Consider the following 18,139-nt stretch of genomic DNA (forward strand, 5'->3'; position numbering starts at 1 on the left):
CTTGATCTTTAACCTGTGCGGCGTGGACGTGGGTCCGTTGACTTCTTCGTTCGTCGTTTCGCGGAGCCTGGTTTGCCGACCGTGTGCACGTCGTGGCGTGGGGTGGGCCGGGTGTTCTTGCTTCCGGGGGGCCGGCCAGGTCCGGGGCGGGAGGCTTTCGGTGCTCCGGCTGGGCAGTGGGCCTTCGGGCGGAGGTGCCGAAAGTCGCGGCGGACGCGGGCAGGGGTGAGCCTGTCGGGCGGGGCCGGTTTTTCCCACGGACGCCGGAGGTCGGCTGCCAGCGGACGGGCGAGACGTAGCTGGGTGAAGACCGCGAGGATCAGCCAGGTCCAGCGGTCGGCTGCTTCGGGGGTGCGGATCTTCGGGCAGGTCCAGCCGAGTGTTTGCTTGAACAGGCGGAAAGTGTGCTCGATGTCGAAGCGTCGCAGGAATGTCTGCCAGAGCATGTCGACGTCGGACTCACAGGCGTCGGTGCCCGACCACCACAGCCAGACGGGCTTCGGTGTGGCGCCGCTGGGAAGGTGCTCGACGTGCAGGCGGATCACGGTGCCCTCGATGACCGGCAGTGCACCGAGCTGGGAAGTCCAGGCCGAACGGTGGGTCAGTCGAGGATGGAGTCGGTCCCAGGCCCTGGCGGTGGCCGTTCCGTAGAGGCGGGTTGTGGTCATCGTCTGCGCGTCGGGTGTGCCCCAGGTGGCCGGGTCGCCGAAGACGAATTCGCCGCCATGACGAGGAGGGCGGCCGCGGGTGCCGGGCTCGCGGGGTGGGACCGCGCGTCGCAGGACGCGGTCCGAGCGCATGCGTCCCAGTACCTGCACCGGGAGATCTTTCAGGAGGAAGGCCAGGCGGGGAACGTCGTAGCCGGCATCCACCACGACCAGGATCTCCGGATCGCCGTCCGTCCACTGCCCGGCCGCGACCAGTCGCTCGACGAGCTCGCGCATCTGCCGGGCCGTGACAGTGGCAGCGTCGTCACCCGGCGCCAGACGTAGTGCGTCCAGCGGTGCGGTCCAGGAACTGCGGCCCGTCTCAAGTGCGCAGATCACCGAGTAGGGCCAGCCGGGAACGGGAATGTGCTGGTCTTTTCCTCGTCCGTAGGTGTGGCACAGGATCCGCTGTGGCGAGGTGTGCGCGCTGGGTCGCAGCCAGCAGGTGAGGTCGGCGGCCAGGACCAGCCGGCCGTCCGCCGCCCGCGGCAGAGGCACCGCGGCCAGGGCCCTTCGCAGCCGGGCCACATCGACCCGGCCCGCAGACAGGGCATCGTAGAGCCCGCCGTGCCCGCGACGGTGTTCACCGACAAGGGACAGCTCTACCAGCGACCGGACCGGACCGTCCGCGCACAACACCGCGTCCGCGAGTTCGAACAGTGCGTCCGCACGCTTGGTCAGACAGGAGTAGAACTCACCCCGGAAGCGTGACAGTCCCGCAAACGGATCCTGCCGGACAGCGTGATGCGACAGACTCATCCTCACGGCCTTCGTGCTGAGCTTGTGTGTTCCTTGGTCGGATCACATGCTCAGCCGAAGGCCGCCTGCACGCCCGGCAGTTACCGATCCGAGTGATCAAGTACGACGAACCGTTCGGATCTCTAGGTTAAAGATCAAGCTAGGCCGTGTCCGCAAAGCCTCGTCGCGTACGGCTGCGGTTACGGGAAAGTCGCGGGGTGCGGCAGAATCTCCCCATGGGCATAGTCGCGGGGTTGGACAGTTCTTCCGCCTTCACTCACATCGTCGTCTGTGACACGGACTCGGGCGCCGTGCTCCGGGAGGGGTACGCCGCCCATCCGGTCGAGGCCAAGGCCACCGAGGTCGATCCGCAGGCCTGGCTGCTCTCGCTCGGCGAGGCGGCCTCCGGCGGGCTGCTCGAAGGCGTGCAGGCCATCGGGGTCTCCGCGCAGCAGCACGGGCTCGTCCCGCTGGACCAGCAGGGCAACCTCGTGCGCCCGGCCCTGCTCGGCAACGACCGGCGGGCGCAGGTCGCCGCGGCCGATCTCGTCGACGCGCTGGGCGGGCGGGGCGCCTGGGCGGAAGCCGTCGGGGCCGTGCCGGGGGCCGCGCAGCCGGTGGCGAAGCTGCGCTGGCTGGCGCGGACCGAGCCGGAGAACGCCCAGCGGGTGGCCGCCGTGCTCCAGCCGCACGACTGGCTCGTGTGGCAGCTGCTGGGCCGGCCCGCCCGCCGGACCACGGACCGGGGCGCGGCCTCGGGCACGGGCTACTGGTCGGCCGGGTCCGCCGCCTACCGGCCCGATCTGGTCGAGCTGGCTCTCGGCCACTCCGCCGGGCTGCCCGAGGTGCTCGGCCCCGCCGACTCCGCCGGGATGACCCCGGAAGGGCTGCTGATCTCCGCGGGCACCGGCGAGACCATGGCCGCGGCCTTCGGGCTCGGGGTCGCGGTGGGCGACGCGGTGGTGTCGCTGGGGGCCTCCGGGTCCGTGATGGCGGTGCACCACGAGGCGCTCGCCGACCCGAGCGGGATGATCACCTCGTTCGCCGACGCCACCGGGATGCACCTGCCGGTGGTGCACCTCTCCAATGCCGTGCGTGCGCTGCGCGGGACCGCCGAGATGCTGGACGTGGAAGGGCTGGAGGAGCTGTCCGCGCTGGCGCTGAAGTCGACGCCGGGGGCCTCCGGGCTGGTGCTGCTGCCGTATCTGGAGGGCGAGCGCACCCCGCGGCTCCCGCACACCGCGGGCACGCTGAGCGGGCTGCGGCGCGAGTCGATGAAGCCGGAGCATCTGGCGCGGGCCGCGTTCGAGGGGATGCTGTGCTCGCTGGCCGATGCCCTCGACGTACTGCGGGGGCGGGGGGTGGAGGTGCGGCGCGTCTTCCTGCTCGGCGCCGCCGCCGAGCTGCCCGCCGTGCAGGCCCTGGCTCCGGCGGTGTTCGGCACCCAGGTCGTGGTGCCGCAGCCCGCCCAGTACGCGGCGATCGGCGCGGCCCGGCAGGCGGCGTGGGCGCTCGGGGTCTCGCAGGGCTCCCTCGATCCGCGCACTCCCCCGGCCTGGCAGGGTGCGGCGGCCCAGGTGCTGGAGCCCGGTGACGAGCTGGCGGTCGGCGGCGCGGTGCGTCAGCAGTACGCGGCGACCCGGGACCAGATCCACCCCGGGGCCTTCGGCGGCGCGCACCCGGCGTAATCCGGCCCGGCCCCGTACGCGTCGCACCCGGTGCGCGACCCGGGCATGCCTGTTCGGTGCGCGACCCGTGCAGGCCGCCCGTCCGGTGCGCGCCCGCACCCGGCGCGCGCCCGGAGTGATCCCGGGCGAGGGCGTGCGTCCGTGACACCGGAGCGCGTGGACCCCCGCGCGCTCCAGGTTTGACCTGGGCTTGGCGAAAAGGGTTCGCTCTCGGAGTACGGCGTACGCGAAACTGGGGCGGCCTCTGCCTCCCGCCGATTCCGAGAGACCCGCGTGCTCATAAAACTCCTGCGGACCCATCTGGGCCCGTACAAGAAACCCATCGTGCTGCTGGTGTTCCTCCAGCTGCTCCAGACCTGCGCCACGCTGTATCTGCCCAGTCTGAACGCCGACATCATCGACAACGGTGTCGTCACGGGCGACACCGGCTACATCCTGGAGTTCGGCGGTCTGATGATCGCCGTCAGCGTCGTTCAGGTGCTCTGCAACGTGGGGGCCGTGTACTACGGCGCCCGGACCGCCTCCGCGCTCGGGCGCGATGTGCGGGCCGCCGTCTTCGACCGGGTGCAGTCCTTCTCGGCGCGTGAGCTCGGGCGCTTCGGAGCGCCCTCGCTGATCACCCGGACGACCAACGACGTCCAGCAGATCCAGATGCTGGTGCTGATGGCGTTCACCCTGATGGTGTCGGCCCCGATCATGTGCGTCGGCGGCATCATCATGGCGCTCGGGCAGGACGTGCCGCTCTCCGCGGTGCTGCTGGCGGTCGTGCCGGTGCTCGGCGTCTCGGTCGGTCTGATCGTGAAGAGGATGCGGCCGCTGTTCCGCACCATGCAGGAGCGGCTGGACTCGGTGAACCGGGTGCTGCGCGAGCAGATCACCGGCAACCGGGTCATCCGCGCCTTCGTCCGGGACGGGTACGAGGAGAAGCGGTTCCGGGGAGCCAACACCGAGCTGACCGATGTGTCGGTGGCGACCGGGCGGCTGATGGCGCTGATGTTCCCGACCGTGATGACGGTGGTCAACCTGTCGTCGGTCGCGGTGGTGTGGTTCGGCGCGCACCGCATCGACAGCGGCGGGATGCAGATCGGCGCGCTGACCGCGTTCCTCGCCTATCTGATGCAGATCGTGATGGCCGTGATGATGGCCACGTTCATGTTCATGATGGTGCCGCGCGCCGAGGTGTGCGCCGAGCGCGTCGAGGAGGTCCTCGGGACGGAGTCGAGTGTGGTGCCGCCCGTCGCTCCGGTGACGGAGCTGCGGCGGCACGGGCATCTGGAGGTGCGGGGCGCCGAGTTCCGCTATCCGGGCGCGGAGGAGCCGGTGCTGCGGGCCGTGGAGCTGGTGGCCCTGCCCGGGGAGACGACCGCGGTCATCGGGTCGACGGGCAGCGGGAAGTCCACGCTGCTCGGGCTCGTACCCCGGCTGTTCGATGTGACGGACGGCGAGGTGCTGGTCGACGGCGAGGACGTGCGGACGCTGGATCCGGTGCTGCTGGCGAAGACGGTGTCCCTGGTGCCGCAGAAGCCGTACCTCTTCTCGGGGACGGTCGCGACGAACCTGCGGTACGGGAATCCTGACGCCACCGACGAGGAGCTGTGGCACGCGCTGGAGGTGGCGCAGGCCAAGGAGTTCGTCGAGGCGCTGGAGCACGGGCTCGACGCGCCGATCGCGCAGGGCGGTACCAACGTGTCCGGCGGTCAACGGCAGCGGCTCGCCATCGCCCGGACGCTGGTGCAGCGCCCGGAGATCTATCTGTTCGACGACTCGTTCTCCGCGCTGGACTACGCGACCGACGCCGCGCTGCGGGCGGCGCTGGGGCGGGAGACGGCCGGGGCGACCGTGGTGATCGTGGCGCAGCGGGTGTCCACCATCCGTGACGCGGACCGGATCCTGGTGCTGGACGAGGGCCGGGTCGTGGGGACCGGCACCCATCACGAGCTGATGGACGGCAATGAAACATACCGGGAGATCGTGCTCTCCCAGCTGACGGAAGCGGAGGCCGCGTAATGGCCGGTCCGGGCGGACGGATGATGGCCGGCGGCGCGCCCACCGACCGGTCGATGGATTTCAAGGGGTCGAGCAAGCGGCTGCTGAGGCGGTTCGGCCGGGAGAAGACCTCGTTGTGGCTGATGCTGGCCGCCGTGACGGTGAGCGTCGCGTTCTCGGTGGCCGGGCCGAAGATCCTCGGCATGGCGACCGACCTGATCTTCGGCGGAGTCGTCGGGCGCGGGATGCCCGAGGGCACGACGAAGGCGCAGGCGATCGAGGCACTGCGTGAGGACGGCCGCGGTTCCATGGCCGACATGCTCTCGGGGGTGGACTTCACCCCGGGCGAGGGCATCGACTTCGGCGCGGTGGGGAACGTCCTGCTGGTGGCGCTGGTGATCTACGTCGGTGCCGGGCTGCTGATGCTGGTGGCGACGCGGGTGTCGATCCGGATCATCAACCGGATCGTGTTCCAGCTGCGCGAGGACCTCCAGACGAAGCTGGCGCGGCTGCCGCTTTCGTACTTCGACCGGGCCAAACGCGGTGAGGTGCTGAGCCGGGCGACGAACGACATCGACAACATCTCGCAGACGCTCCAGCAGACGATGGGGCAGCTCATCAACTCCCTGCTGACGATCGTCGGCGTGCTGGTCATGATGTTCTGGATCTCGCCGCTGCTGGCCCTGGTCGCGCTGGTGACGGTCCCGTTGTCGGTGGTCGTGGCGACCCAGGTCGGCAAGCGGTCGCAGCCGCAGTTCGTGCAGCAGTGGCGGGTGACGGGGACGCTCAACGCCCACATCGAGGAGATGTACACCGGGCACACCCTGGTGAAGGTCTTCGGCCGGCAGGAGGAGTCCGCGCGGGACTTCGCCGAGCAGAACGAGGCGCTGTACGAGGCGGGGTTCAAGGCCCAGTTCGCGAGCGGGCTCATGCAGCCGCTGATGTTCTTCATCTCGAACATCAACTATGTGCTGGTCGCGGTGGTCGGCGGGCTCCGGGTCGCCTCGGGCACGCTGTCGATCGGTGACGTGCAGGCGTTCATCCAGTACTCGCGGCAGTTCTCGATGCCGCTGACGCAGGTCGCGTCGATGGCCAACCTGGTGCAGTCCGGCATCGCTTCGGCGGAGCGGGTCTTCGAGCTGCTGGACGCCGAGGAGCAGGACGCGGACCCGGAGCACGGCGAGCGCCCGGAGCGTCTTGAGGGCCGGGTCTCGCTGGAGAAGGTGGCCTTCCGCTACGACCCGGAGAAGCCGCTGATCGAGGATCTGTCGTTGAGCGTGGAGCCGGGGCAGACCGTCGCGATCGTCGGTCCGACCGGGGCCGGCAAGACGACGCTGGTCAACCTGCTGATGCGGTTCTACGAGGTGACCGGCGGGCGGATCGCGCTCGACGGGGTCGACGTGGCGAAGATGTCCCGGGACGAACTGCGGTCCTCCATCGGCATGGTGCTCCAGGACACCTGGCTGTTCGGCGGGACGATCGCGGAGAACATCGCGTACGGCGCTTCGCGCGAGGTCACCCGGGAGGAGATCGAGGAGGCGGCCCGGGCGGCGCACGCGGACCGGTTCATCCGGACGCTGCCCGACGGGTACGACTCGGTGATCGACGACGACGGCTCCGGGGTCAGCGCGGGCGAGAAGCAGCTGATCACCATCGCGCGGGCGTTCCTGTCCGACCCGGTGATCCTGGTCCTCGACGAGGCGACCAGCTCGGTGGACACCCGGACCGAGGTGCTGATCCAGAAGGCGATGGCGCGCCTGGCCCACGGGCGTACGTCGTTCGTGATCGCGCACCGGCTCTCCACGATCCGGGACGCGGATGTGATCCTGGTGATGGAGAGCGGCTCGATCGTCGAACAGGGCACGCACGAAGGGCTGTTGGCGGCCAAGGGTGCGTACGCACGGCTGTATGCCGCCCAGTTCGCCCAGGCGCTGGCCGAGGTGGACTGAGGCGTCGGCCGGCCCGGTGGATCAGTCGAGGTAGCCGCGGAGCTGGTCGGCGAAGGCGTGGTCCCGCAGCCGCTTGAGGGTCTTGGACTCGATCTGGCGGATGCGTTCGCGCGTCACGCCGAAGATCCGGCCGATCTCCTCCAGGGTGCGGGGCCGCCCGTCCTCCAGGCCGTACCGCAGCTGGACGACCTTGCGTTCGCGTTCGCCGAGGGTGGAGAGCACCGCCTCCAGGTGTTCGCGCAGCAGGAGGAAGGCGGCGGACTCGACGGGCGATGCGGCGTCGCCGTCCTCGATGAGGTCGCCGAAGGAGACGTCGTCCTCCTCGCCGACGGGGGCGTGCAGGGAGACGGGCTCCTGGGCCAGGCGGAGGACTTCGGTGACCCGCTCGGGCGTCAGGTCGAGCTCGCCGGCGACGTCCTCGGCGGTCGGTTCGACGCCGCGTTCCTGGAGCATCCGGCGCTGGACCCGCACCACGCGGTTGATCAGTTCCACGACATGGACCGGGACGCGGATGGTGCGGGCCTGGTCGGCCAGCGCGCGGGACATGGCCTGGCGGATCCACCAGGTCGCGTACGTGGAGAACTTGTAGCCACGTGCGTAGTCGAACTTCTCCACGGCCCGGATCAGGCCGAGGTTCCCCTCCTGGACCAGGTCGAGCATGGTCAGCCCGCGGCCGACGTAGCGTTTGGCGACGGAGACGACGAGGCGGAGGTTGGCCTCGATGAGGCGGCGTTTGGCCGTGCGGCCCATCACGACCAGCCGGTCCAGGTCCCCGGCGAGGCGGGAGTCGAGGTCCGGGGTGCCCGCGAGGCGTTCCTCGGCGAAGAGCCCGGCCTCGACGCGGCGGGCGAGTTCGACCTCCTCGGCGGCGGTGAGCAGCGGGATGCGGCCGATCTCTCGCAGATACTGCCGGAAGAGGTCGGAGGTGGGGCCGCCGGAGTCCGCCCGGTTCCGGGGCTCCGGGGGGTCGGGGAGGTGCGTCGCTTCGACCATGACTGCCTCGGGTGCGTATCCGGGCGGTCCGGCTGTGGTCTCCGGGTGGTGCAGGGGCCTGTTCTGCGCCGGGATGGCCGCCATGGTCTCGGTCGTGGTCGTCACGGTCCGGGTCTGCACGGGGGCGACCTCCAGGTGATCGCTGCCGGATGACGGGGGGTGGAGGTCTGTCCGGCCCCGAGGTGCTCTCCTGCGGGCCGGTGTGCTCCGATGACTCAGACATTCCCCAGTGTGGGGTACGACACACGACTGTCACGAGGGGCGTGCGGGGACTTTCTGGTTCCGATCCGTCACCGGACGGTTACCCGCGTCGGCCGCGAGTTGGCTCCGGCGGCCGCTCAGAGCGCGGCGGCGCCGTGGGCGCGCAGGGACTGGGCGTACTGCTGGAGCACCCAGACCTCGTTCTGCGCGGCGGCCAGGTCCTGGGGCGCCACGTGGCTGCCGAGGCGGGCGAGGCTGCCCTGGACGTCGTTGATGCGGCGGTCCACGGCGCGCAGCCGGACCTGGACGAGCTGCATGCCGGCGTACGTCTCGTCGATGGTCTTGCCGATGAAGACCTCGACGGCGAGCTCGGTGACGAGGCTGCGGACGGTGTTGTCGGGGGCGGCGTCCATGACGGCGACCAGATACTCGCGGTTGTCGGCGAGGCCCTGTTCGGCGCCGCCCGCCTGCTCGATGCACTGGCGCACGGCCGCGTAGGGCGGGGCGGTGAACTCGTCCACGCCGTACGCGTCGAAGGCCGGGGAGACCAGGGCGGGCTTCTGGAGGGCGAGCTTGAGCAGTTCGCGTTCGGTGCGGTGGGCGGGGCTGCGGAGGTTGAGCGCGGGGCCGGAGAAGCCGGGGGCGGGCGCGGGCTGCTGCGGGGCTCCGCCCCGCATGCCCGGGGCTCCGCCGCGCCGGCCGCCGCGCTCCCCTTGGTCGCCGCCCTTGTTCCGGGCCCAGTGGGCGAGCTGGGCGACGCGGTGGACGACGAACTCCTGGTCGAGGATGCCGACGAGCCCGGCGAGCTGGACGGCGACCTCGCGCTGCACGCTGCTCGTCTTGATCTTGGCGACGACGGCGGCGGCCTCGTCGAGGGCGGAGGCGCGGCCGGCCGGGGTCTCCAGGTCGTACCGGCCGACGATCTGGCGCAGGGCGAACTCGAAGAGCGGGGTGCGCGGCTCCACCAGGTCGCGTACGGAGTCGTCGCCCTTGGCGAGCCGCAGGTCGCAGGGGTCCATGCCGTCCGGGGCGATGGCGATGTACGTCTCGGCGGCGAACTTCTGATCGTCCTCGAAGGCGCGCAGGGCGGCTTTCTGTCCTGCCGAGTCGCCGTCGAAGGTGAAGATGACGCGGGCGCTGCCGTTGTCCATGAGGAGGCGGCGCAGGATCTTGATGTGGTCGTTGCCGAAGGCGGTGCCGCAGGTGGCGATGGCGGTGGTGACCCCGGCGAGGTGGCAGGCCATGACGTCGGTGTAGCCCTCGACGACGACGGCGCGGCTGGCCTTGGCGATGTCCTTCTTCGCCAGGTCGATGCCGTACAGCACCTGGGACTTCTTGTAGACCGGGGTCTCGGGGGTGTTGAGGTACTTCGGGCCGTTGTCGTCGTCGCGCAGCTTGCGGGCGCCGAAGCCGACGATCTCCCCGGCGGTGTCGCTGATGGGCCACATCAGCCGGCCGCGGAAGCGGTCGATGGGGCCTCGGCGGCCGTCCTGGGAGAGGCCGGAGGTGATCAGTTCCTTGTCGCTGAAGCCCTTGCCGCGCAGATAGCGGGTGAGGTGGTCCCAGCCGGCCGGGCTGTAGCCGACGCGGAAGTGGGCGGCGGCGTCCTGGTCGAAGCCGCGCTCGGCGAGGAACTTGCGGCCGATCTCGGCCTCGGGGCTCTCCAGTGCGCGGACGTAGAACTCGGCGGCGGCCTGGTGGGCCTCGATCAGCCGGATGCGTTCGCCGCGCTGGTGGGAGGGGTTGTAGCCGCCCTCCTCGTAGCGCAGGGTGATGCCCGCCTTGGCGGCGAGGCGCTCGACCGTCTCCGAGAAGGAGAGGTGGTCGATCTTCATCACGAAGGCGATCGTGTCGCCGCCCTCCTGGCAGCCGAAGCAGTGGAACAGGCCCTTGCCGGGGCTGACCTGGAAGGAGGGGGACTTCTCGTCGTGGAAGGGGCAGAGGCCTTTGAGGTTTCCGCCGCCCGCGTTGCGCAGCTGGAGGTATTCGGACACGACGGAGTCGATCGGGACCGCGTCCCGTACCGCCTTCACGTCGTCGTCGTTGATCCTGCCAGCCACGGGTGAAGTCTACGGGTGGACGCCGACAGCCGGACGCGCGGCGGGTGACTCCGTCGGGGTGCGGGCGATGCCGCCCGCACCCCGACGGGGACCCTCAGAGCAGGGACTCCAGCGGGAACGACGGGTCGGCGAGGGCTTCCGGGTCGTGCTGCCGGCGGGCCCGGATCAGCTCCTGGATCGTCTCGGTGACATCCCACACGTTGACGTTCATCCCGGCGAGGACGCGGCGGTCCTTCAGCCAGAACGCGATGAACTCCCGCTTCCCGGCGTCGCCCCGGATGATCACCTCGTCGTAGGAGCCGGGCGGGGCCCAGCCGGAGTATTCGAGGCCGAGGTCGTACTGGTCGGAGAAGAAGTACGGGACGCGGTCGTAACTCACGTCCTGGCCGAGCATGGCGCGGGCGGCGGCCGGTCCGCCGTTCAGGGCGTTCGCCCAGTGCTCGACGCGCAGCCGGGCGCCGAGCAGCGGGTGGGCGGCGGCGGCGACGTCCCCGGCGGCGTAGATGTGCGGGTCGGAGGTGCGCAAGGAGGCGTCCACGGCGATGCCGCCGCCGTGGGCGCGGTCGGCCATCTCCAGGCCCGCGGCCTCGGCGAGGGCGGAGCGCGGGGCGGCGCCGATCGCGGCGAGCACGTCGTGGGCGGGGTGCTCCTCGCCGTCGTCGGTGCGGACGGCGAGCACCATGCCGTCCTGGCCGGTGATCTCGGTGAGGCGGGCCCCGAAGTGGAAGCGGACGCCGTGCGCGCGGTGCAGCTCGGTGAAGATCTGGCCCAGCTCGGGGCCGATGACCTGGTGCAGCGGGGTGGGCTCGGCCTCGACGACGGTGACCTCGGCACCGTAGCCGCGGGCGGCGGCGGCGACCTCCAGGCCGATCCAGCCGGCTCCGGCGATGACCAGGTGGCCGTTGTCGCGGCCGAGGGCGGCGAGCACGTTGCGCAGCCGGTCGGCGTGGGCGAGGCGGCGCAGGTGGTGGACGCCGGCCAGGTCGGTGCCGGGGACGTCCAGGCGGCGCGGTTCGGAGCCGGTGGCCAGGAGCAGCTTGTCGTAGTGGATGACGGTGTTGTCGCCGAGCTGCACGGTCTTCGCGTACCGGTCGAGCACGGTGACCGGCTGGCCGAGGTGCAGTTCGATGTCGGCGCCCGCGTACCAGGCGCGTTCGTGGGTGAAGACGCTGTCGCGTTCGGCCTTGCCGTCCAGGTAGCCCTTGGAGAGCGGCGGTCGTTCGTAGGGGTGGTCGCGCTCGTCGCCGATGAGGATCACCCGGCCGGTGAACCCTTCGGCGCGCAGCGTTTCGGCCGCCTTCGCCCCTGCGAGTCCTGCTCCGACGATGACGAACGTCTGGTGTGCGTCGACCACTTGATGCCTCCTCAGTGCTGTGCTGCGCGGCGCCCCCAGCTGCGAGCGTCCCGCACGCAGCGTGATGACGAAAGAGGGTGTGCCCCGGACAGGTCACACCCAGTGGTCAGATGTCCGGCCCCTTCCAGTCTGCCGGTCACCCACGGCGGGCGGTGAGCGCGGCGTGCAGGGATCGTGCGGAGGCGTCGGTGAGGGCGGCGATCTGGTCGACGAGGACCCGCTTGCGGGCGTGGTCGTCGGGAGCCTGGTCGAACAGGGCGCGGAAGTGCGGTTCCAGGCCTTCGGGGGCGCGGGCGGTGAGGGCGGCGGCCAGCTCGGCGATCACGACGCGCTGGTCGGCGCGGATGGCCTCCTGCTCGGCGCGCTGCATGACGTAACGGTCGGCGACCGCCTTGAGTACCGCGCACTCGTGGCGCACCGCGCGCGGGACGACCAGCTCGGCGCCGTACCGGCCGAGGCGGCCGGGGCCGTACACCGCGCGGGTGGCGGTCTCGGCCTCCGTGCAGAAGCGGCCGATGAGCTGGCTGGTGGCGTCCTTCAGGCGGGCCTGGGCCACGGCGGAGCCGTCGTAGCCGTGCGGCCACCAGTCCTGGTCGATCAGCCGGTCCAGGGCCTCGGACAGCTCCTGCGGGTCGGTGCCGGCGGGGACGTAGCGGCCGATGGCGACGGCCCAGATCTCCTGGCGCTCCGGCTCGGCGTAGAGGCAGTTGGGGTCGATGTGCCCGGCGTGCAGCCCGTCCTCGAAGTCGTGGACGCTGTACGCCACGTCGTCGGACCAGTCCATGACCTGGGCCTCGAAGCAGGTGCGGTCCTCGGGGGCGCCCTCGCGGGCCCAGGCGAAGACCGGGACGTCGTCGGCGTACACCCCGAACTTGGCGGAGTGCGGGTCGGTGGGGTGCGCGCCGCGCGGCCAGGGGTACTTGGTGGCGGCGTCCAGGGCGGCCCGGGTGAGGTTGAGGCCGACGCTGACCAGGTCTCCGGTGCGCGGGTCGCGGACGAAGCGCTTGGGTTCCAGGCGGGTCAGCAGGCGCAGCGACTGGGCGTTGCCCTCGAAGCCGCCGCAGTCGGAGGCGAAGTCGTCGATCGCCTGTTCGCCGTTGTGGCCGAACGGCGGGTGGCCCAGGTCGTGGGCGAGGCAGGCCGTCTCCACGAGGTCGGGGTCGCAGCCGAGGACCGCGCCCAGCTCGCGGCCGACCTGGGCGCACTCCAGGGAGTGGGTGAGCCGGGTGCGGGGGCTGGCGTCCCAGACGAGGGAGCGGGTGCCGGGCGTCACGACCTGGGTCTTCCCGGCGAGCCGGCGCAGGGCGGCGGAGTGCAGGACCCGGGCGCGGTCGCGCTGGAAGGCGGTGCGGCCGGGGCGCTTGTCCTCCTCGGTGTCGAAACGCTCGGTGTCGGAGGAGCCGTAGGGGCTGCTCGCCCCCCGTCCGCTCGGTGCGCTCGGTGTGGTCTGTCCGCTCGGTGCGCGCGGTGTGGTCTGTCCGCTCGGTGCGCGCGGTGTGGTCTGTCCGCTCGGTGCGCGCGGTGTGCTCGGTGTGGTCTGTGTGCTCTGTGTGCCGTGTGTTCGGTCTGCCCCGTGTGCGCCCTGTGTGCCGTCCATGGTTCCGACAGTAGCGATCGGGACGGACAACGTGGCGTGCGCGGGCCCGGGTGTCAGACGGAAGCGAGCAGGCTCACCGCGCCGGCCGGGGCCGGGGCGTGCGCCGAGGCGGCCAGGGCCTGGTCGTAGCGGTGCAGGACGAGGCGGGCCATCGCCGGGTGGGCGCCGAGCGGGGCGGCCGCCCGGTGCGGTACGGCGTCGGCGCAGGCGCTCGCGAAGCGGCCGGGGGCGGTGAAGTACGAGGCGACGAAGGTCCGGTGGCGGCCTCGGGCGGCCAGGGCGCGCAGGGCGGCCGGGACGGTGGGCGTGGCGGCGGAGGCGTACGCGGGGACGACGGGCACACCGAGGCGTTCCGTGAGCGCGCGGGCGGTGTGCCGGGTGTCCCGGGCGGAGTCGGGGTCGCGGGATCCGGCGGCGGCGAGGACCACGGCGGCGTGGCGGCCCCCCTGGTCGGCGGGGTCCCAGCCGGCCTCGACGAGCCGCCCGTACAGCGCCTCGACGAGCAGGGGGTGGGGGCCCAGCGGCGCGGCGATCCGGGTGCGTACGCCCGGGGCCGCGGCCGCCCCGGCGGGCAGGTCGTGCTTGACGTGGTGGCCGCGCCCCAGGAGCAGCGGTACGAGGACGGCGTCTGCGCCGCGCAGGCCGTCCAGGGTGTCCGGGAGCAGCGGCCGGTTCAGCTCGATGTGGCCGAGCCGGACGTCGAGGCCGGGGCGCAGGTCGCGCACCCGGTCCAGGAGGGCCAGCACGGTACGCGGGGCCTCCGGGTCGCGGCTGCCGTGCGCCACGGCGACCAGGGACGGGGCGGGGGCTTCGCGCCGCTCCTCCGCGGGGCGGTCGGGCTGCCGGGTGCGGTGCGTGGGGCTGCGGGTTCCGTTCCGGGGGACGAGGCCGAGCTGGGCGCCGAGCCGGTCGGTGACGCGGGTGGGGAGGTGCGCGGCGCCGTCGGTCGGCGGGGGCGACCGGTGGGGCTGTTCGGGGGGCTGCTCCGTCATGGACCGATGGTGCCGGGCGGAGGTTGCCGGGTCGTTGCGCGAGGGTCACAGCCGTTTTCCGCCGCCTCACGGTGGGGGTGGGGACCGTGTGCGTACGCGGCTCGGTCCGCTCCCCCGCCGGTGTCGGACGCCACAGACCTGGGCGGCCGGCGAACCTTTGCGGCATCCCGGTCGTCAGGTGGGGTGGGGGCGGGTGGCGCGACGGCCCGATCGGACGCGATCGGACGCGATCGACAGAGGGACGACAGGGGGGGTCTGGTGCGCGGAAAGAACGGCGGGAGCGGGGCGGCGAGGGAGAGACGGTCGGTGCGCGGGCGGTGGCCGCAGGGGCTCCGGCTGTCGGTGCGGTCCACCCGGCGGCAGTCGGCGCGGCCCGCCCTGCGGCAGTCGGTGCGGTCCGCCCTGCGGCTGTCGGCGCGGCCCGTCGCCCCGCTGGTGCTGGAGCGGTTCGCCTTGCGGCTGCGGAAGCGGTTCGCATCGCTGCTGCGGAAGCGGTTCGCCCCGCTGGTGCCGGAGCGGTTCGCATCGCTGCTGCCGGAGCGGTTCGCTCTGCGGCTGCCCCGCACCCGGCGGGTGCAACGGGGGCTGGCGCAGGGGCTCATGGCCGCCTGTGTGCTGGCCCTGGTGCCCGCGACCTGGATGCGGCTGGAGGCCGGCGACCGGGTGGGCACGACGGCCGAGGCTCCGGCGCGGGAGGTCGCCGTGGTGTTCGGCGCCGGGCTGTGGAAGGGCCGGCCGACCCCGTACCTCGCGCACCGGCTGGACGCGGCGGCCGAGCTGTACCGCACCGGGAAGGTGAAGGTCGTCCTGGTCACCGGGGACAACAGCCGCGTGGAGTACGACGAGCCGGACGCGATGCGCACGTACCTCACCGGGCGCGGGGTGCCGGACGAGCGGATCGTGAGCGACTACGCCGGGTTCGACTCCTGGGACTCCTGCGTCCGGGCCAAGAAGATCTTCGGGGTCGACCGGGCGGTGCTGGTGAGCCAGGGCTTCCACATCCACCGGGCGGTCACCCTGTGCCGGTCGGCCGGGATCGACGCGTACGGCGTCGGGGTCGACGAGCCACGGGACGCCACCTGGTACTACGGCGGCGCCCGGGAGCTGGCGGCCTCGGGAAAGGCCGCGCTGGACGCCCTGCTCCGGCCCGACCCGCGTTTCCTGGGGCCGGAGGAGCGGGGCGTGACGGAAGCGCTGGCGGCAGGGGCGCGCTGAACGGGCCCGCCCGCAGCGCGGAACCGTCGTCCGGGACGAACCCGGCACCAGCACCCCCACCACCAGGGTTCCGTCCTCAATCGCCGGACGGGCTTGAACGGGTCCACCGCCCCCCGGGGATGAGGACGCCGCCGGTCCGCAGCGAGCGGGTGACGGCGGTCGCGGCGAGGTAGACCCAGGCCCGCACGCATTCCCCGGCCTCCCCGGGCTGCCCAGGGTCCCCGGGCTCCTCGGCCTCCCCGGGCTCCCCGGGCTCCCCGGGCTCCCCGGGCTCCCCGGCCTCCAACGCCCCCCGCGCCGGCAGCTCGACCTCGCGGACGACGCGTTCGTACAAATTGCGCGGGTGGCCGGGGCCGAGGAACTCCTCCAGGTGGTCCAGCAGCCCGAGCAGTTCCCCGTACACCCCGGGCGCGGCGACGAGCAGGGTGCCGTGGACGCGGCCGTGGCCCTCGATCGCGTACGGGTAGCCGGGGCCTTCGTAGAGGAGGGCCCGGGGCAGCACGGCCGGCCGCTCCCCCGCCGTGCGGCCCCGGAGGAACAGGTCGTGGTTGGGTTCGCCCGGCAGCAGCGTCCCGTACACGAAGAAGGGCAGCTCGGCGGCGACGTCGGGGCCGCCGGGGACGGTCGTGGTCATGGCCGCCGTCACAGGGCGGCCGGGGGCGCCGTCTCCGCCGTCACCCAGCCGAGGTAGCGGGCGCTGCCCCGGATCACCGGCAGGGCGATGATCTCCGGCGTCTCGTAGTCGTGCTCCCGCTTGAGGTGTTCCTCCAGTTCGTCGTAGCGTTCCGCCGTCGTCTTGAAGAGCACCTGCCACTCCTCGGTCGTCTCGATGGCGTTCTGCCACCGGTAGACGGAGGTGACCGGGGCGGAGATCTGCGCGCAGGCCGCCAGCCTGGCCTCCACCGCCGACTGCGCCAGGGCGTGGGCCTTGTCCTCGCTGTCGGTCGTGGTCAGTACGGTCAGCCATGCCGGCGGCGCTGTCATCGTCGGTCTCCTCGGAGTACGGCGGGCTCTTCGCCCGTGGGCCTTCCCTGTGATTGTCGGCCCACGACGGGTCAGGCGCCGTACGGACGGAGGTTCCGGGCGTCGCGCAGGGCGGTGCCCCACCACACCAGCTGGTCCAGCAGGGTCTTGGCCGCCGCGTCGGCGGGCCCCGGGTCCAGATGGCGACCCTGGTCGTCGAAGAGGGCGCCGGCGTTGTGGAAGGACACGGTGTCGCGGACGGTGACGGTGTGCAGTTCGGCGAAGACCTGCCGGAGCTGTTCGACGGCCCGCAGCCCGCCGGAGATGCCGCCGTAACTGACGAAGGCGACGGGTTTGGCCTGCCATTCCTCGCCGTACCAGTCGATGAGCGTTTTCAGCGGTGCGGGGAACGAGTGGTTGTACTCGGGGGTGAGGACGACGAAGGCGTCGGCCGCCGCGAGCCGGGCGGAGACCGCGCCGAGCCGCTCCGCCTCCTCCGGCCCCGGGCTGAAGGTGATCGCGGTGGGGAGGCCGGCCTCGGCGACGTCGACCAGGTCGGTCTCGATGCCGGGGTGGCTCGCCGCGCGGGCCAGGAACCAGTCGGCGACGACGGGGCCGAAGCGGCCGTCGCGGTTGCTGCCGAGGATGACGGCCACCTGGAGGGGGGCCACCTGGAGGGGGGCCGGCTCGGTGACGGGCACGGTGGATGACGTGGGTGACGTGGATACGGCTGTGGTGTCCATGGCGTCGAGCTTTCTCCCTCAACCATGGTTGAGGTCAAGCGCGCCCGTCCGGAACCTGTCCCGTCCCGGTCCGGACGGCCCGCCTACGGTGGCCGCATGACGACGCACCGCCCGAACACGCCTCTCCCGTACATCGAGTTCGACAGCCGCCCGGCCACCGAGGAGGACCTGCGGATCCCCACCCTGTACGGCTACGGCCACTTCACCGCCATGCAGGTGCGGGACGGCCGGGTGCGGGGCCTCGGCCTGCATCTCGCCCGGCTGGACGCGGCAAACCAGGAGCTGTTCGACCTGCCGGTGGACGGCGGCCGGGTGCGGGAGCTGATCCGGCACGCCCTGGACGGGGCGGGGCTGCGTAACGCCTCGGTGCGGGTGCACGGCTATCGGCCGCCCGGCGCGACGCACACGACCCTGATGGTGACGGTCCGGGAGCCCGCCGCCGGGCCGGCCGGGGCGCGGAGCCTCATGTCGGTGCCGTACGCGCGCACGGCCCCGCACATCAAGCGGCCGGGCGAGTTCGGGCAGACGTACTACGGGATCCTGGCGGGGCGGGCGGGGTTCGACGAGGCGCTGCTGACCGCGCCGGGCGGGGTGGTGACCGAGGGGGCGGTCACCAACGTCGGCTTCTGGGACGGGCGTTCGGTGGTGTGGCCCGACGCCCCGGCGCTCTTCGGCATCACGATGACTCTGCTGGAGCAGGGACTGGAGCGGGCCGGACGGCCGTCGGCGCGCCGCCCGGTGACGCTGGAGGGCCCGGACGGGGTGGGCCGCTTCCCGGCCGCCTTCGTCTGCAACTCGCAGGGCATCGCACCGGTGCGGCGGATCGACGGCACCGCGTTCGCGGTCGACGAGGAGCTGATGAGGGAGTTGGGCGCGGTGTACGGCGGCGCCCCGGAGGACGCCGTGTGAGACACCCCGCACGGGAGGGCGGGGGCGCCCGCCCCGGCCGTGCT

Annotated in this window: 14 protein-coding genes; 5 read left to right on the forward strand and 9 right to left on the reverse strand. The window is 72.3% G+C overall.

Annotated elements, in window-relative coordinates:
• Positions 1 to 8: 8 nt before the first annotated feature.
• Positions 9 to 1,466, reverse strand: coding sequence for an NF041680 family putative transposase (locus D581_RS0131685; protein ID WP_018957419.1), 1,458 nt, complete (start codon positions 1,464 to 1,466; stop codon positions 9 to 11).
• A 215-nt stretch (positions 1,467 to 1,681) separates the two neighbouring features.
• Here D581_RS0131685 and D581_RS0131690 point away from each other — a divergent pair, with 215 nt between their 5' ends.
• The 3 genes from D581_RS0131690 to D581_RS0131700 all read left to right on the forward strand — a co-directional run bounded on the left by D581_RS0131690 (position 1,682) and on the right by D581_RS0131700 (position 7,068).
• Complete coding sequence (locus tag D581_RS0131690) at positions 1,682 to 3,133, forward strand: FGGY family carbohydrate kinase (RefSeq protein ID WP_018961141.1); 1,452 nt, start codon at positions 1,682 to 1,684, stop codon at positions 3,131 to 3,133.
• 273 nt (positions 3,134 to 3,406) lie between these two features.
• Positions 3,407 to 5,140 carry an ABC transporter ATP-binding protein gene (locus D581_RS0131695; RefSeq protein ID WP_018961142.1) on the forward strand — a complete coding sequence of 578 codons (1,734 nt, stop codon included), beginning with the start codon at positions 3,407 to 3,409 and terminating at the stop codon, positions 5,138 to 5,140.
• On the forward strand, positions 5,140 to 7,068 hold the full coding sequence (locus D581_RS0131700; RefSeq protein ID WP_018961143.1) for an ABC transporter ATP-binding protein: 1,929 nt from the start codon (positions 5,140 to 5,142) through the stop codon (positions 7,066 to 7,068). The genes D581_RS0131695 and D581_RS0131700 overlap by 1 nt, the downstream gene beginning before the upstream one ends.
• A 21-nt stretch (positions 7,069 to 7,089) precedes the next feature.
• On the opposite strand, the gene D581_RS0131705 is transcribed toward D581_RS0131700, so the two are convergent.
• From D581_RS0131705 to D581_RS0131725, 5 genes are all read right to left on the reverse strand, one after another.
• Entirely contained in the window at positions 7,090 to 8,181 is a 1,092-nt protein-coding gene (locus D581_RS0131705; protein ID WP_018961144.1) for an RNA polymerase sigma factor, read from the reverse strand.
• A 218-nt stretch (positions 8,182 to 8,399) separates the two neighbouring features.
• The gene (gene dnaG / locus D581_RS0131710; protein WP_018961145.1) at positions 8,400 to 10,322 is read right to left on the reverse strand and encodes a DNA primase; all 1,923 of its coding nucleotides are present in this window, start codon (positions 10,320 to 10,322) and stop codon (positions 8,400 to 8,402) included.
• A 94-nt stretch (positions 10,323 to 10,416) separates the two neighbouring features.
• Positions 10,417 to 11,676: an FAD-dependent oxidoreductase gene (locus tag D581_RS0131715; RefSeq protein ID WP_018961146.1), complete on the reverse strand. Its 1,260-nt coding sequence runs from the start codon at positions 11,674 to 11,676 to the stop codon at positions 10,417 to 10,419.
• A gap of 136 nt (positions 11,677 to 11,812) precedes the next feature.
• Positions 11,813 to 13,273 carry a deoxyguanosinetriphosphate triphosphohydrolase gene (locus D581_RS0131720; RefSeq protein WP_018961147.1) on the reverse strand — a complete coding sequence of 487 codons (1,461 nt, stop codon included), beginning with the start codon at positions 13,271 to 13,273 and terminating at the stop codon, positions 11,813 to 11,815.
• Between the two features lie 53 nt (positions 13,274 to 13,326).
• On the reverse strand, positions 13,327 to 14,265 hold the full coding sequence (locus tag D581_RS0131725) for a sirohydrochlorin chelatase (RefSeq protein ID WP_018961148.1): 939 nt from the start codon (positions 14,263 to 14,265) through the stop codon (positions 13,327 to 13,329).
• Positions 14,266 to 14,769: 504 nt separating this feature from the next.
• On the opposite strand from D581_RS0131725, the gene D581_RS0131730 reads away from it, so the two are divergent.
• Complete coding sequence (locus tag D581_RS0131730; protein ID WP_486585903.1) at positions 14,770 to 15,480, forward strand: SanA/YdcF family protein; 711 nt, start codon at positions 14,770 to 14,772, stop codon at positions 15,478 to 15,480.
• A 76-nt stretch (positions 15,481 to 15,556) separates the two neighbouring features.
• Here D581_RS0131730 and D581_RS0131735 read toward each other — a convergent pair whose 3' ends face one another.
• The 3 genes from D581_RS0131735 to D581_RS0131745 form a co-directional block, all read right to left on the reverse strand.
• Positions 15,557 to 16,114: a gamma-glutamylcyclotransferase family protein gene (locus D581_RS0131735; protein ID WP_106434490.1), complete on the reverse strand. Its 558-nt coding sequence runs from the start codon at positions 16,112 to 16,114 to the stop codon at positions 15,557 to 15,559.
• Positions 16,115 to 16,122: 8 nt separating this feature from the next.
• Positions 16,123 to 16,464, reverse strand: coding sequence for a divalent-cation tolerance protein CutA (cutA, locus tag D581_RS0131740; RefSeq protein ID WP_018961151.1), 342 nt, complete (start codon positions 16,462 to 16,464; stop codon positions 16,123 to 16,125).
• 71 nt (positions 16,465 to 16,535) lie between these two features.
• The gene (locus D581_RS0131745) at positions 16,536 to 17,186 is read right to left on the reverse strand and encodes an NAD(P)H-dependent oxidoreductase (protein ID WP_018961152.1); all 651 of its coding nucleotides are present in this window, start codon (positions 17,184 to 17,186) and stop codon (positions 16,536 to 16,538) included.
• 96 nt (positions 17,187 to 17,282) lie between these two features.
• Between D581_RS0131745 and D581_RS0131750 the strand changes: the two genes are divergently transcribed.
• Positions 17,283 to 18,095 carry an aminotransferase class IV family protein gene (locus tag D581_RS0131750; RefSeq protein WP_018961153.1) on the forward strand — a complete coding sequence of 271 codons (813 nt, stop codon included), beginning with the start codon at positions 17,283 to 17,285 and terminating at the stop codon, positions 18,093 to 18,095.
• Positions 18,096 to 18,139 lie beyond the last annotated feature (44 nt).

It is taken from the genome of Streptomyces sp. CNB091 (assembly GCF_000377965.1).

Excerpts from the sequence above, each read along its gene's own strand:
- D581_RS0131735 (WP_106434490.1), bottom strand. The coding sequence starts at position 16,114 with ATGACCACGACCGTCCCCGGCGGCCCCGACGTCGCCGCCGAGCTGCCC.
- D581_RS0131685 (WP_018957419.1), bottom strand. The coding sequence starts at position 1,466 with ATGAGTCTGTCGCATCACGCTGTCCGGCAGGATCCGTTTGCGGGACTG.
- D581_RS0131745 (WP_018961152.1), bottom strand. The coding sequence starts at position 17,186 with ATGGACACCACAGCCGTATCCACGTCACCCACGTCATCCACCGTGCCC.
- D581_RS0131750 (WP_018961153.1), top strand. The coding sequence starts at position 17,283 with ATGACGACGCACCGCCCGAACACGCCTCTCCCGTACATCGAGTTCGAC.
- D581_RS0131720 (WP_018961147.1), bottom strand. The coding sequence starts at position 13,273 with ATGGACGGCACACAGGGCGCACACGGGGCAGACCGAACACACGGCACA.
- D581_RS0131700 (WP_018961143.1), top strand. The coding sequence starts at position 5,140 with ATGGCCGGTCCGGGCGGACGGATGATGGCCGGCGGCGCGCCCACCGAC.
- cutA (WP_018961151.1), bottom strand. The coding sequence starts at position 16,464 with ATGACAGCGCCGCCGGCATGGCTGACCGTACTGACCACGACCGACAGC.
- D581_RS0131690 (WP_018961141.1), top strand. The coding sequence starts at position 1,682 with ATGGGCATAGTCGCGGGGTTGGACAGTTCTTCCGCCTTCACTCACATC.
- D581_RS0131725 (WP_018961148.1), bottom strand. The coding sequence starts at position 14,265 with ATGACGGAGCAGCCCCCCGAACAGCCCCACCGGTCGCCCCCGCCGACC.